The 14582-nt window shown below is 32.9% G+C and carries 13 protein-coding genes; 4 read left to right on the top strand and 9 right to left on the bottom strand.

The window, feature by feature from the left end:
• The first annotated feature begins 7 nt into the window (after positions 1–7).
• From SJY43_RS13920 to SJY43_RS13930, 3 genes are read left to right on the top strand one after another with little or no spacing between them, the layout of a single operon-like run.
• Positions 8–490 carry a DUF305 domain-containing protein gene (locus SJY43_RS13920; RefSeq protein WP_138434445.1) on the top strand — a complete coding sequence of 161 codons (483 nt, stop codon included), beginning with the start codon at positions 8–10 and terminating at the stop codon, positions 488–490.
• Complete coding sequence (locus tag SJY43_RS13925) at positions 480–2258, top strand: efflux RND transporter periplasmic adaptor subunit (RefSeq protein WP_396601349.1); 1779 nt, start codon at positions 480–482, stop codon at positions 2256–2258. The genes SJY43_RS13920 and SJY43_RS13925 overlap by 11 nt, the downstream gene beginning before the upstream one ends.
• 32 nt (positions 2259–2290) lie before the next feature.
• Entirely contained in the window at positions 2291–2785 is a 495-nt protein-coding gene (locus SJY43_RS13930) for a heavy-metal-associated domain-containing protein (RefSeq protein ID WP_396601350.1), read from the top strand.
• Positions 2786–3308: 523 nt separating this feature from the next.
• On the opposite strand, the gene SJY43_RS13935 is transcribed toward SJY43_RS13930, so the two are convergent.
• Together SJY43_RS13935 and SJY43_RS13940 are read right to left on the bottom strand one after the other, a co-directional pair.
• Positions 3309–3641, bottom strand: a complete 333-nt coding sequence (locus SJY43_RS13935; protein ID WP_396601351.1) for a helix-turn-helix domain-containing protein — start codon at positions 3639–3641, stop codon at positions 3309–3311.
• Positions 3642–3951: 310 nt separating this feature from the next.
• Positions 3952–4701: a hypothetical protein gene (locus SJY43_RS13940; protein ID WP_396601352.1), complete on the bottom strand. Its 750-nt coding sequence runs from the start codon at positions 4699–4701 to the stop codon at positions 3952–3954.
• 211 nt (positions 4702–4912) lie between these two features.
• On the opposite strand from SJY43_RS13940, the gene SJY43_RS13945 reads away from it, so the two are divergent.
• Positions 4913–5101, top strand: coding sequence for a hypothetical protein (locus SJY43_RS13945; protein WP_396601353.1), 189 nt, complete (start codon positions 4913–4915; stop codon positions 5099–5101).
• 390 nt (positions 5102–5491) lie between these two features.
• On the opposite strand, the gene SJY43_RS13950 is transcribed toward SJY43_RS13945, so the two are convergent.
• The 7 genes from SJY43_RS13950 to SJY43_RS13980 form a co-directional block, all read right to left on the bottom strand.
• Complete coding sequence (locus SJY43_RS13950; RefSeq protein ID WP_396601354.1) at positions 5492–6727, bottom strand: alginate export family protein; 1236 nt, start codon at positions 6725–6727, stop codon at positions 5492–5494.
• Positions 6728–6849: 122 nt separating this feature from the next.
• On the bottom strand, positions 6850–7680 hold the full coding sequence (locus SJY43_RS13955) for an ABC transporter ATP-binding protein (protein ID WP_396601355.1): 831 nt from the start codon (positions 7678–7680) through the stop codon (positions 6850–6852).
• A 7-nt stretch (positions 7681–7687) separates the two neighbouring features.
• A complete protein-coding gene (locus tag SJY43_RS13960) occupies positions 7688–8536 on the bottom strand; it encodes an ABC transporter ATP-binding protein (protein WP_396601356.1) in 849 nt (282 codons plus the stop codon).
• 78 nt (positions 8537–8614) lie between these two features.
• Complete coding sequence (locus SJY43_RS13965) at positions 8615–9721, bottom strand: ABC transporter permease (protein ID WP_396601357.1); 1107 nt, start codon at positions 9719–9721, stop codon at positions 8615–8617.
• A gap of 29 nt (positions 9722–9750) precedes the next feature.
• Entirely contained in the window at positions 9751–11145 is a 1395-nt protein-coding gene (locus SJY43_RS13970) for a CmpA/NrtA family ABC transporter substrate-binding protein (protein WP_396601358.1), read from the bottom strand.
• A 444-nt stretch (positions 11146–11589) separates the two neighbouring features.
• Positions 11590–12339, bottom strand: coding sequence for a Crp/Fnr family transcriptional regulator (locus SJY43_RS13975; RefSeq protein WP_396601359.1), 750 nt, complete (start codon positions 12337–12339; stop codon positions 11590–11592).
• Positions 12340–12567: 228 nt separating this feature from the next.
• The gene (locus SJY43_RS13980) at positions 12568–14472 is read right to left on the bottom strand and encodes a hypothetical protein (protein ID WP_396601360.1); all 1905 of its coding nucleotides are present in this window, start codon (positions 14470–14472) and stop codon (positions 12568–12570) included.
• Positions 14473–14582 lie beyond the last annotated feature (110 nt).

Genomic DNA, 14582 nt, shown 5'->3' on the forward strand with positions numbered 1-14582 from the left:
AATAATTATGAAAAATCCAAAAGAACACTCAAACAAAGGAAATTACAAAACCTTCTTTATAATGTTGGCTTGCTCATTTGTAGCAATGTACATCACAATGTATTTAAACACCTATTCCATAGACCACGTATGGTTTAGTTTAACACGATTCTATATGACGTGTTTAGGAATTTCAACAATGGCAGTAATAATGTGGTTTTTTATGCGAAAAATGTATAATGATAAAAAGAAGAATATCGCAATACTTGCAGGTAGTTTTATACTGTTTGTAGGTGCATTAGGGTTGGTAAGAACACAAGCACCAATTATTGGTGATGTCCTTTGGATGAAAGCAATGATACCACATCATTCTATCGCTATTTTAACAAGTGAAAGAGCAGATATTCAAGACCCAGAAGTTAAGAAATTAGCAGAAGACATTATAAAAGCACAACGTAAAGAAATAGGAGAAATGAAAGCAATGATAAAACGATTAGAGAATGAAAAATAATAAAATAGTCATATATATTGGCATACTCGTAGTAGGTGTGTTATTGGGTTGGTTGCTTTTTGGTGACTCATCAAATAAAGAAACGGAGCATAATCACGATGCGGTTGTAGCAACCAATCAAATGTGGACGTGTTCTATGCATCCACAAATTATGCAACCAGAATCAGGCGATTGTCCTATTTGTGGTATGGATTTAATTCCTGCTGATGGTGGAAGTGATGGTTTATTAGCAGACCAATTCAAATTGACTGAAAACGCAATGGCTTTAGCTAATATTCAAACATCTATTGTTGGTAAAGGCAATGTTGAAGGCAATACTATCAAATTATCTGGTAAAATTGCTGAAAACGAAGAAGCTAATGCAGTACAGGTAAGTTATTTCGCTGGAAGAATTGAACGTTTGAACGTGAGTTTTACAGGTGAAGAAATTCGTAAAGGTCAATTATTGGCAACCATTTATTCACCCGAATTGTATGCAGCGCAACAAGAATTAATTACAGCAGCATCTTTAAAAGAATCACAACCTGCTTTATACAAAGCAGTTCGTAATAAACTGAAATTATGGAAGCTCTCTGAAAATCAAATCAATCAGATTGAAGAAACAGGAAAAGTGAAAGAAAACTTTCCTGTGTATGCAACCGTTTCAGGAACTGTCACAGAAAAATTGGTAGAGCAAGGTGATTATATCAAACAAGGTCAACCTTTATTAAAAATTGCTAATCTTAACACAGTTTGGGGAAACTTTGATGTGTATGAAAATCAGATTGACCGCTTTAAAAAAGGACAGGAAGTCTTGATAACAACCAATGCTTATCCTAATAAAGAGTTTAAAGGTAAAGTAGATTTCATTGACCCAGTTTTAAACACGAAAACAAGAACTGTAATCTTGCGTGTGGTACTAAATAATAAGAATGATGTTTTTAAACCAGGAATGTTTGTAACGGCAAATATTGAAGGCAGTACAGCTAAAAATGACGACCTATTAACAATTCCTGCATCTGCTGTGTTATGGACAGGTGAACGTTCTGTGGTGTATCTTAAAACAAATCCAGACCAACCTATTTTTGAAATGCGTGAAATTAAATTAGGTAATCAAATTGGTAATGAATATGAAGTTGTAGAAGGTTTATTTGTTGGAAATGAAATAGTGACTAACGGAACATTTACAGTTGATGCAGCTGCACAATTACAAGGCAAAAAATCTATGATGAATAAAGATGGTGGTAAAGTAATGACTGGACACGAAGGTCATTTAGGTATGGATAACAATTCACCCAACAAAGAAAGTGACCACACTAATATGAATGAGCGTTTGAAAGTGTCAGAGAAATTTCAAGAGCAGTTAAAAGCTGTTTTCAATGCGTATATCAATTTAAAAGATGCTTTAGTAAAAGAAGATTCAAAAAGTACTTCAGCAAACGCAACAAGTCTATTGAACAATTTAAGTAAAGTAGATATGAAATTGTTGTCAGATAACAAGGCGCATAACCATTGGATGTCATTAGAAAAGGAAATAAAACCTTCAACGACCTCAATTTCTGAAACGTCCGATATAAAATCACAAAGAGACCATTTTAAACATTTATCATCACATCTAATCAATGCTGTACAACTATTTGGTATCAATGAAAAGGTCTATGTAGAATTTTGTCCAATGGCAGATAACAATAATGGTGCTTATTGGTTAAGCAAAGAAGAAAAAGTAATCAATCCATATTTTGGCGAAGCAATGCTAACCTGTGGTGAAGTAAAACAAGTAATAGAATAATAAATCAAGTAATAACAATTAAATTTTAAACAATGAATTTTTCAAAGAAAAATCACGAACACAAAAACAAAAATGTAATCGACGTGAGTAAAAAAGTAATTTTAAGTGTAGCTGTAATAGCAGCATTAGGTTTAACAAGTTGTAAAAACGAAACCAAAAAAGAAACAGAAACCACAACTACTGAAATGTCAAAAGATATGGCAATGACAGACCTGTCTTTTGGTGTAAGAGGAAATTGCGGAATGTGTAAAAACACTATCGAAAAAGCAGCTAACGGTGTTGAAGGTGTTGCAAGTGCTAATTGGGATGTCGATAAAAAGAAGATTGATGTGTCTTTTGATGATACAAAAACCGATGCAATGGCAATCCATAAAGCAATCGCAGCTTCAGGTTATGATACCGAAAAAGTAGCAGGTGATGAAGAAGCATATGATGGTTTACCAGGTTGTTGTAAATACGACCACGAAATGATGATGAATCAATCAGGTGAAACAAAAAGTGATGACCATTCAAATCACGACCATTAAGCAATAATGAAAGAGTCTTTTTCGGAAGGCTCTTTTTTATTCCCCACAACCCAAAATCCAGTTTTTTCGTACCTCAAAATCCTCTGTCTTTTGTGTTGTTCCGCTCACCTAACAAGTTTAGCGTTTTTTTGTCTTTAAGGTAATAGCATATTACAGCTTTGGTTTTCATAAAATCAAACCAAACTGCAATAAGCTATTCTGTTATTATTATATCATAAAACCCTAAACTCACCCAAGCTATGTTACATAATACAAGTTATAGTAGCAAAAATCCTTTCAAGGGTTTGCTATCGCAGTATTCTTATATTTTCGTAGCTATAACTGGTATTATGTAAAATATCCGCTTATCCCACGCTCACTTTGGAACACACAACCACATTCAGAACTATAATGAAACAGTAGTAAAATAGTAGGTTAGAATATTAGTTATCTCATTCATCTGCACAAAACCATCGTTAAGTCCAAGTATTCCTTACCTCAAGTCTTTGTTTGTTTCATTTCGTTAACAAACAATAATAATTACTTAAAAATGTTTTCTATTTTTCATTAAATAACTATTCACCTGTTCTTCAATATCATCTTGTGTCCATATTTTATTTTCTAACACCCAATTATTGATGACTTCCATATCAAAATAAATTCTTTTACCTCTTTTAGAATGTGGTATATTATTGGTACTTGTTAATTTATATAGATATGATTTGGAAACATCTAAATAGCTTGTAAGTTGTTTTAAATTCATAATTTTTGGTAAGTTGATGTTAGCTTCATTTCTTATGCTATTATTACTAATGTTTTCAAGTAGTCTTTCAATACGTTCTAATCGGTTATTTATAATTTCAAAAGGATTTTCCATAATAATAGATTTATAGTTTAGAGATAAAAATAAAAAAGAAAGCAAATATAGGCAGCTCGCATCAGCCAACGCTAAATACTGTAAAGGTCAAGCCCTATGGGTTTTGAATAAAATTTTTTTAAGGCACTTTAGTTATTTGTTTCAACTTTTTAGAATAAAAAACTTTTATCCAAAAACCTTGACAGCATTATCCTCGCTACCTTTTACATTGGCTGTCTTTTTTCTTTTCTTAAAAAAATTATAGCAAAAGAAAAAGCCCTACAATAAAAATTATAGGACTCTTTCAGCTTCAAAGGTCAGAATGAAACTTTTATGCTACTTCTACGATATTTAAAACGTTATATGCGCCATTTTTAAGCGGATATTGAACACCGTTAATCTCTTGGAAGAACTCAACCAATAAAACGAATATATCGTTTCCTGTGCCTGTTGGTACACCTGCAGGAGTTAGTGTTTGCGTTGCAGAGGTTGAATCTATCGGAATATTTACAGTTGGACTGTATTCGATTGCGTTATCTGTAGTATCAAAGTCAACTTTAAGAAATGCTGAACTTAAACTAACGTGAGTTGCGCCATTTGGATATGCAATATCATTGGCAGGCGTTAAATTTGGAATAGTTATTTCACCAGTTACACCATCTACAGTAAACGGAGCGAATAGAACAGAGCTTAATAACGCTCTATTATTAAAATCCAAGCCTTTTAAAGTGGTTTTGCCTTCAGGTGTTGCTAATCCCGTAGCCACATTTCTTTTTCCTCTTACAGAGGTTGTATCAAAGTTTTTAATTTGAGTCATTTTTTGGGTAACACGACTTGAAACACGATTGTCTTTTGCTCTAATCATTAAGTTTCTAACAGATGTTCTCAATAGCTTACCAGATGATGCAGAACTACCAAATTCTGAACCGTTTTCACGAGTACGCTCAAATGCTGGGTCATTTTGAATACGTTCTTTAGAAACACCGCCTTTGGTCTTTACTAAATAACCCTCTTTTGCTTTGTAAAAAGTTAGATTGTCTAACGTTCCTTCTAACTTAATAATACCTTTTAATTTTGCCATAACTAATATGTTTTTTGATGATGAATATCAAATATACGAGCTATTGACTGTCAATATATTAGAGTGCTTCCGTAGTGTTTATAAGTTGCCAAAACTTCCGATTTAGATAGTTTTTTCAATGGGATATTAGTCGTATATTGTATATATAAGTGCTTTATAGCTACGGTATAGATAAAGTATAGTTAGAGTATTAATTTTAAATTTAAAGTAAATGAGTAGAATCTGTATTTACCCTAAAGACGTGCAAGTGGTAACAGGAAAGAGTGAGCGTTATGGCAGAACAATAATCAAGACGATTAAAGAACGCCTAAACAAAGAAGCTCATCAGTTAGTTACTATCGATGAATTTTGCGACTTTATGGGCTTTGAAATCAGTAAAGTACAAGGATTAATCAAGTAAATTCCTTATCTTTACTAAAAGGTATAAAGGTGACCTATTAGGTGACCCAACAATGGTACAGGGCTGAAACAGTAATAAATAAAGGTACTACGAAAGAGGTTCACTTACCTCATTCTCCGCATAAAAAAACCCATAACGTTTGTTATGGGTTTTTTATTTTTATACATTATGTACTTTAACTATTTCGCTCGCTTCGTGTGTAATACTTTATAAATCCCTGAAAAGACTTCTAATTTCTGATGAAACCTTGGACTATTAAAATCCGTTAATTACCATTATAAATTTTAATACAGTAATAAAAAAAGAATCCCGCCAAGGCGGGATTCATAAATTGGAATATCAAACTAATAACATTATAAAATGTATTATATCCAATTCAACGATGAATTTTTATTTAAGAAACTTTGGCTGTATAATTAACATTGCCCAAGCCCAGTTTTGAGTAGATTTTACACCTGGTATATCAGCTATTTCACTTGGCTCAAAGAAATGAGAATATCCACCTACTAGCTTAAATTCTTTGAATTTTTTGGCTACAACTAAATCAAATTCTGTTCCTAACTCCTTACCATCAAACCCATCAACATCTTCAACTTCCGAAAAGAAATGACCTGTTAAACTAACTGCTAAACCAGATACTTTGGTAGCAAGAGAAACTTGAAAATCATTTAAACCACCTGCATTCGCATGGTTTCCTACATAAAATCTATCCATTAAACCATTAAAAGCATGGTTTGTTCCATATAGTGGGAAAAACGCAGCAGAATCATCTTTTCTACCCGAAATAGTTTCATAACCAGCTCCTAACGTTAATTTATCAGAAACTTTGTATTTAGCTAATATGCTTGCCAATAAAGCGCCTTTAACATCGGCCCCACCTATTCTTTCTCCTTCTTGAAGGTATAAATTCGCTGCTAAAGACAAATCTTTTACTTTATAATCTGCGTGTACACCTGCTGTAATTAAACTAGACTTATTAGAACCATCTACATTAGAATTTTGGTACGTATTAACTAACCCTAAGAACGATAAGTTAAGCATTTCACCTTTTGTATTGGCTCTTAAGAACATCATGTCTCTATAAGAAAACAATGTAGAATTATTATAAACTTCGTCAGTTGTAGTATTTAAAGATCCACCTATATCTAAACTGATTTTATTTTTCTTAAATTTATAAACGGCTGCATCGTGCGTTCTTGCTTGTTGTGCCCATCCTAAACCACCTAGAATTCTTTGATCGTCGTAAGATAATGGTTGACGACCTAATTTTAAACTTGAAAATTCTCCTAATTTTAAATCTGCCCAAGCTTCTTGTACTCTAAAATTTCCGTTACTAGCAGCTGATATTTGAGTTCTATCTCCAAAAAGAAACACTTCTTGAAAACTAGTAAATACCGTATAAGTTTCTGCTTTATAAGTAGCCTTTATTGCTGCTCTTACAGATGTGCTTATAAAACCTTCATCGGCATCTGTAGCCGTTTGTGCAGGAAACGTTCCTCCAGTATAATTACCACCGTTACCAAAATATTCTGAACGTGGCCTAAATTCTCCTTCTAATGAAAACTGCGCTTGAGCAAATTGAACCATCAATGCCATTAAGCCTATTATTACATATTGTTTTTTCATGTTTACTTGTTTTTAATTTTTGAGTTTTTGTTAATTTATAGTTGTAGTTATCCTGTAATTATGAAAAAACCATGCTTTCATAACCTTAAATAATACGTTGTAATTCGGTTTGTTTAATTTATTTAATGCTCTAAAAAGTCAATTAAATGTTTTCTATATTTGTAGTAATCATCGTGCTCTAAAACCGATTTTCTTGTTCGAGGTCTTTCAAAATTGATATCTAGAACATCACCAATTTTAGCTTTAGGCCCACTAGTCATCATCACTACTCTGTCTGCTAAAAAGATAGCCTCATCAACATCATGAGTAATCATAACCGCTGTAATTTTTTCTTTATTCCAAATTTCGATAAGTATATCTTGAAGTTCTCCTCTAGTTAAAGAATCTAACATCCCGAAAGGTTCATCAAGCAATAACACCTTTGGTTTAATAGCAAAGGCTCTTGCAATACCTACACGTTGTTGCATACCTTGAGATAATTCTGAAGCACGTTTATGAAACGAATCTTCCATACCTACCTTTTGTAAATAATACTTAGCAATATCGTTACGTTGTGCTTTAGAAGCATGCGGAAACACTTGATTTACGCCTAACATTACATTTTGTAAAGTGGTCATCCAAGGCATTAAACTTGGCGATTGAAAAATGACTCCTCTATCTGGCCCTGGCCCTTTAATATGTTTTCCTAGTACAGAAATGTTTCCTCCAGAAATTGGATTTAATCCTGCAATCATGGAAAGCATGGTTGTTTTTCCACAACCAGAATGACCAATAATCGTTACGAACTCTTCTTTACGTATTTGAAGATTTAAATCTTCAAGAACCACATAATCACCTTTTGGAGTTGGATATACTTTCTTAAGGTTTTTCAAATCCAACATCACTTCATTAGAAGGAAAAAGACCATTATCAGTAAAACTAGGCGTTTTTGTGTTTTCTATAATTGTACTCATATCTTTCTTATTTAAACTGATTAACAAAATCTTTAGGACTTAATTCCGGAAGTACATACTCTTGAGCAGATTCCGATTTTCTCTCATCACCAATATCCATTAAGTATTCAATAATGGCATTTCTAGTTTCCTTAAAACTAGCATTATCATTCATCTCCGTTTTATCACGCGGGCGTTCTAAATTAATTTTGAATTCAGGCCCAAGTGTTGCATTAGGTCCTGGACGTAGCGGAATAATACGATCTGCCATATAAATTCCTTCATCCACATCGTTAGTAATCAACAAAGCAGTACGCTTATCTTTCCCCCAAATATTTAAAATTTCATCTTGAAGATTCCCACGAGTTAAGGCATCTAATGCACCTAATGGCTCGTCCATAATAATCATCTCTGGTTTCATTGCTAAAGCTCTTGCAACAGCAACACGTTGGCGCATACCACCAGATAATTCTTTAGGACGTTTATTAATAGCTGGTGTTAAACTTACCATCTCCACATAGTTGGCAACAATCTCGTTTAACTCTTTCTTTGATTTTTTAGGAAAAGCCTCTTTAACAGCCATAAACACATTCTGACCAACAGTTAACCATGGCAACAAAGAGTAATTCTGAAAAATCACACCTCGCTCATGACTTGTGCCTTGTACAGGTTCTCCTTTAAACAAAACCTCGCCTTTTGTAGGTTCAATCAAACCATTTATCAAGTTTACTAAAGTTGTTTTCCCACTACCAGTAAACCCAACAATAGCAACAAACTCACCTTCTTCTATCTTCAAGTTAATGTTAGATAATACTTCGGTCTCGTTATCCCCTTTTCCGTAAGTCTTATAAATATTATTTAATTCTAAGTATGCCATTTTCTTATTTGTTTATCTGTTAATTTGTTGATGGGTTTAATCAATTACACTAGTAAACTTTTAAACAATTCAACGTATTTAGATTGCGTCCGTTTTATCAAAAGACACCCAGTTTTGAATAGTTAGCATTAAACGGTCTAATAAGAAACCTATAATACCAATTACAAACATGGCTACAATAATTTTTGCATTAGAATCGTTCGCACCATTTTGGAATTCTTCCCAAACAAATAATCCTAAACCAGGACTCTGTGCTAATAATTCAATGGCAATTAATACCATCCACGCTACAGATAACGTAATTTTTAAACCTGTAAAGATTAATGGTAAAGATGATGGTAAAACAACCTTAAATATTTTCTGAAAATTACCTAGTTTTAATACTTTAGCAACATTTATATAATCTTTATCAACCGATGATACACCCATTGCAGTATTTACTAAAGTGGCCCACATAGAACATAAACCAACACTAATAAATGAGATGGTAAACGAACTATCTTCATTCGAGTCTATCAACAACGTTTTTACAATCATAAAAACCAATAAATACCAAACTACTGGAGATACAGGTTTAAAAATTTGAATAAACCAGTTGAATGCACTTTTTAAAGTTGGACTCAGTCCAATAAATATTCCTAATGGCACAGCAATAAATAATGCTAATAAAAATCCAGCAAAAACTGTTTTTAAACTTCTAAATATTTGATCTACAAATGATGGTCTACCTGTATAAGTAATAGCATCTAATCCATCTGCAATACGTGTTTCATTTAGCGCTGCAGTTTTTTCTATAAACGCTGCTTTATCTGCTGCAATAATGTTATGATCTCTTAATAAAGATTTATATGAATCCCATACTTGACTAGGTGATGGCAACGTGTTAGGTTGACAACTAGAATCTCCCGATGCAATACATGCTTGCAATGCATCGGCAGCTTCTTGCCCTTGATCAGTTAAGGCTGTTTGAATTTTATGATCTGCTTCTATGTTATATAAGGATTTTGCCCCCATATGCCATAGACCAATAAACAATAAAATAGAAGCAAGTGGTACAATTGTTTTTCTTAAAAAGTTTTTAAAATCTTCTTTTTCTAGCTTCCCCGTAAATAGGTCTTTTGTTTTATTTAAAAAGCCTAAGCCCATAAATTTGGTTACTTTTCCTAATGTTATACTTTGCTTCATCGTTTTATTGTTTAATGTTAATCTGCTATTTATTGTACAGCTTTGTCTTTGTTTCCTATTTTGAAACTATTGATATATGAAATAGGATCTTTAGCATCGTAAGATGTTCCATCAATAAAGTCTGCTGTTGCTGGTTTATAGCCATCTGTTATTGGTATATCTCCAGCAGGAATATTTCCTTCTTCTACTAAAAGCTTAGCTGCTTTAGTCCAGATATCTGGTCTGTATATATCTTTAATAGTATTTCCATACCATTCTGCTGGTTTAGCTTCTGGAATTTGTCCCCATCTTCTCATTTGAGTTAAGAACCAAATACCATCAGAATAGAACGGATATGTTGCATTGTATTTATAGAATACATTAAAATCTTCCATGTCACGTTTATCTCCTTTTTCAAATTCGAAAGTACCTGTCATAGAGTTTGCTAATACAGCCTCTGGAGCACCTACGTATTGAGACATAGATAATATTTTTACTGCTTCTGGTCTGTTTGCTGGTTCATCTAACCATTTACCTGCTCTTATTAATGCTTTTGTAACAGCAATTGCAGTATTAGGATTTTCTTCAACAAATTTCTCTGTCATTACAAATACTTTTTCTGGGTTGTTTTTCCAGATATCATAATTTGTTACTACAGGTACACCAATACCTTTAAAAACAGCTTGTTGGTTCCATGGTTCACCTACACAGTATCCGTAAATTGTTCCTGCTTCAAGCGTTGCTGGCATTTGTGGCGGAGGCGTTACAGATAATAAAACCTCTGCATCAATTTGTCCTTGTACGTTATCTGCTGTATACATTCCTGGGTGTATTCCCGCTGCAGCTAACCAATATCTAATTTCATAGTTATGTGTAGAAACTGGAAATACCATACCCATTTTAAAGGCTTTTCCATTTGTTTTATACTCATCAATAACTGGTTTTAAAGCTTCTGCTTTTATTGGATGAACTGGCTTACCATCTGCTCCTTTTGGTACATTTGGTTTCATCTTAGACCAAACATCGTTTGATACTGTGATACCGTTACCATTTAAATCCATTGAAAACGGTGTTACTAATTTTGCTTGACGACCAAAACCAGCTCCTGCTGCAATTGGTTGCCCTGCTAACATGTGAGAACCATCTAACTGACCATCAATAACACGGTCTAATACATTTTTCCAGTTTGATTGTGCTTCTACAGAAACAAACAATCCTTCATCTTCAAAAAATCCTTTTTCCTTTGCAATCGCTAAAGGTGCCATATCTGTTAATTTGATAAACCCAAATGTTAATTGTGGTTTCTCTATAGCTAAGGTTTTTGTTTTAGAAGTTTCTGCAGTTGCGTTTTCTGCAATTGTGTTTTTCTTTTCTTTTCCACCACAAGCCATAAGTAAAGCTGCTATTGGTAAAATCCAAGTTGTTTTTTTAAATAGAGGTTTCATTTTATATACGTTTTAGTTAATCTAAGTATTAATACTTATTTAAGGCAAATATATAAGTAGATATACTTCTATTTCATGATTATACCCATGTTAAAACCTCTTTTTAAAACATAATAAAACCTGCTAAAAAACACATTATAATCACAAAGACCTACAAATCAATATCTTAAACAACCATATTAACATAAGTACACTTACTTAATATTACTTGAATTTGATTTAAATTACTTAGTAATACATTCTAACTACTAACACTTAATTAGTATATGAATGCGTTATGAAAAAGAAAGCCCACAGCGGAATCATGGAGCGAGGACTTGCATTGAAACATTTATGTCCATGAATTCAAAATTTTTAAAATAAAAATGCATGAATAAAAACCCAACCCTTGTGGTAACCTACTGCCGGCAGGCAGGCACAGAAATAATTGATTAAAACAACAGATTAACTATCTAAGAAATAGTTATGCTCACTAATTTCGTTTTTAAGAGTTTGCACATTAATAATACCAATTTTTTTTCCTTGTGTATTTATAAGACGCTCTTTTTTAAGTAAGGAGAACACCCGAATAACTTGCTCTTCTGTTGTGCCTGCATAATCTGCATACTCTTTTCTACTAAGAGGTAGGTTTATAAATCCTTTTAAATTGCCAAACTTACGGTGTATGTACAATAAGGTATCGATAACACGTTCGCGAACCGTCATTTGAGAAATGGACTTTACTTTGTTTTCGCTACGGTTGAGCTCGTTGGCGTAAAAGAGCATCATATCGTAAGCAAACTTTGGGTTTTTTAATAAAGTGTCTTGAAGATGTTCTTTAGAAAAATAATGTAACTCTGTGTCTTGAAGCGCTATAGCACCAATTGAATAATACTCTTGGGTACCAAAACCACGGTGCCCTATAATTTCGCAAGGTTTAGCAAATCGAACAATTTGCTGGCGCCCGTTTATACCCGTTCTAAAAACCTTAACGGTACCACTTTTTATAAAATATAGTCCATTTACTGGAGCGCCTTCTATAATGAATTGCTGTCCTTTTTTACATTTAAGCACCGTATTACTTTGTGGTAGTTTGGAAGAAAAAAGTACATCTGAGTTATTATGAATGAGGCAATTTGTTCGTCTGCAAATACCACAAGAACCATCTAAATTCGGTTTGATTTCTAATGGGTTAACTGCTGATTTTAGATGCATTACAAATTACATTTTAAATCAAAAATAAGTAATAATACTTAATAAATACAATTGAATACGTATTTTTAAGAGTTAATAAAAAAAACTGAGTCAAATTTTTAAAATCTAAATAATACATCAAAATTTTTATACTATTTGTATTTATAAAAACATTTTGATACCAATATTAAATATAAATTCGTTCCACTATGTTTTCAGGACTTAACCGTATTTAATTGCCGGGCAACTCTACTTATAAGGTAGAATGCATTCTTTACTAACACCTTTTAACATGGGGTCTAACCCTTTTACTATGGCTTGCTGCATAACTTTAGAATTATCTTTATGACATTGCAAACAAGCGCCCACCAAAAGAAGTCTTTTTTGTTCTTTCACATGAAATGGTCTGAAATCTGATCTTGTAGAATTTATTGTTTTTTTATCAACCTTTTTTAGAAAAGGAATCCAAGCATCTTCAGGCAAATTATCATGACTGTTTAATGCATATTCGGGTGTAAATACCCATTCGCCACTATGCCCTTTTATATCATAAACCAAGGTGCCATTGCCATAGCCTAAGGTAGCAGAATTTGAATGGCAAGAGGCACAATCACGCACTTCTTTTGTTGTTGTATGTGGTGAATTTGGTGCATATAATCTGTGAAACAAAAGTGATTCTTCTTTAGTTTTTTCACCATAACTGCCTAAATCTATGGTCATAATCATTCCTGGAATTGCAGGCTCTATATGTTTTCCTTCACTATTTTCACGAACTCCCATAGCTGGTAATGACGATGAGAATTCTGCAACATACTCTTTCCATTGGCCTTTGGTATATTTTTTATCTAACAAATCGAAAGCACTTTTCTCTTCTTTATCATAATCATTATGACACCCAATGCAACGTGGTGTCCATGAAGAATGACATGTTGCACAACTTACATTTTTATGGGCGTTATCTCTAGAACAAACATCGCCCTGAGGTTTTAAAGCGTGTAATGCGCCATCTTTTTTACCAATTAAATAAGCATCGCCAAGACTATCTACATAGGTATTCACTAATGGGTGATTATCCTTTTTAACTGCTATAATTTCCTTATCCTTATGTTTATAATTTCTATGAAAATAAACAAGCAAACTCTCAGTATCTAAGGAGTCGTATGGGATTGTATTCGGCTTCTCTTTAAAATGACAATCTATACATTGTACTTTTACAGCTTGCTCTTCGTGTGCATAGGTATTACCATCGCCCATAACTTCATGAGAAGAATGGCAATCTATACACAACATACCTTTTGTATGATGCACATCTTCTTCAATATATTTATAAACACGTTTATCTTCTAAAATCTTATAGCCTTGTTTGTTCTTTACATCGTTTTCATCCAGTAAGGTTTCTTGCAAGCCAATGTAATTTGTTGAAATTCTACTAGAACGGCTATGGCATCCAAAACAATGTGTATCATTAACAAAAATATCTGTTGAAGGATGTGTTTTTGGTAATTCTGCTTTATTTGAAGTTAAATAATTATCTAAGTCATTTTTTGCTTCATTTGAATAATTTAAATGACAGGCGTTACAACCTCCACCTCTACTCAATTGGCTTATAGAGCCAAAGCTTGTTTTCTCAGCTCCTAAATGACAATTTGCGCATAAATCTCTTAAATGTTTGTCTGATGCTGAGTTTTTAATATCCTTTATATGATAATGATAATCTAGGCTATCAGCTTCACCAAAAACAAATTTATCTACAGCTACAAGTCCACTATTTGTAGTCATTAAAGAGTTTTCTACTTTGTGTAATTCATTTGGATGACATGTACCACAGGTTTGTTTTGCATCCGATAAATTTCCTGGGATTAAAACCATGCCCTCATGAGCGTCTTCTTTATTAGATGAAGCAATATTTCCTAAATGACAACCGGCACAACCAATAATTTCTGGATTATGAAACTTTGAATAGCCTTTCGTGTTTTTATGACACAGAAAACATGATTCTTGAGCTGAAACTTCAACGTGTTCATTAGCACTTTCAACAACCGTTTTATAAACACCTTCAGACTCAAAACCTGATTTATTCTTAAAATATAGCAGTATTGAAAACAATAATATTACCACTATAAAAAACAATTTTGAAAATATTTTTTTCTTCATTCAATTATAAAACTATTCAAATTTACAACAATTTAAAAAGACAATTATCAAAACAATCTGAACACTAACAAAAGTATTCTTATGTAACATTTGTTACACATAAAACGCTG

This window comes from Algibacter sp. R77976 (assembly GCF_044594645.1).
GTDB lineage: Bacteria > Bacteroidota > Bacteroidia > Flavobacteriales > Flavobacteriaceae > Algibacter_B.

Coding starts and splice junctions, on each gene's coding strand:
- SJY43_RS13920 (WP_138434445.1), top strand. CDS start 8: ATGAAAAATCCAAAAGAACACTCAAACAAAGGAAATTACAAAACCTTC.
- SJY43_RS13925 (WP_396601349.1), top strand. CDS start 480: ATGAAAAATAATAAAATAGTCATATATATTGGCATACTCGTAGTAGGT.
- SJY43_RS13930 (WP_396601350.1), top strand. CDS start 2,291: ATGAATTTTTCAAAGAAAAATCACGAACACAAAAACAAAAATGTAATC.
- SJY43_RS13935 (WP_396601351.1), bottom strand. CDS start 3,641: ATGGAAAATCCTTTTGAAATTATAAATAACCGATTAGAACGTATTGAA.
- SJY43_RS13940 (WP_396601352.1), bottom strand. CDS start 4,701: ATGGCAAAATTAAAAGGTATTATTAAGTTAGAAGGAACGTTAGACAAT.
- SJY43_RS13945 (WP_396601353.1), top strand. CDS start 4,913: ATGAGTAGAATCTGTATTTACCCTAAAGACGTGCAAGTGGTAACAGGA.
- SJY43_RS13950 (WP_396601354.1), bottom strand. CDS start 6,727: ATGAAAAAACAATATGTAATAATAGGCTTAATGGCATTGATGGTTCAA.
- SJY43_RS13955 (WP_396601355.1), bottom strand. CDS start 7,680: ATGAGTACAATTATAGAAAACACAAAAACGCCTAGTTTTACTGATAAT.
- SJY43_RS13960 (WP_396601356.1), bottom strand. CDS start 8,536: ATGGCATACTTAGAATTAAATAATATTTATAAGACTTACGGAAAAGGG.
- SJY43_RS13965 (WP_396601357.1), bottom strand. CDS start 9,721: ATGAAGCAAAGTATAACATTAGGAAAAGTAACCAAATTTATGGGCTTA.
- SJY43_RS13970 (WP_396601358.1), bottom strand. CDS start 11,145: ATGAAACCTCTATTTAAAAAAACAACTTGGATTTTACCAATAGCAGCT.
- SJY43_RS13975 (WP_396601359.1), bottom strand. CDS start 12,339: ATGCATCTAAAATCAGCAGTTAACCCATTAGAAATCAAACCGAATTTA.
- SJY43_RS13980 (WP_396601360.1), bottom strand. CDS start 14,472: ATGAAGAAAAAAATATTTTCAAAATTGTTTTTTATAGTGGTAATATTA.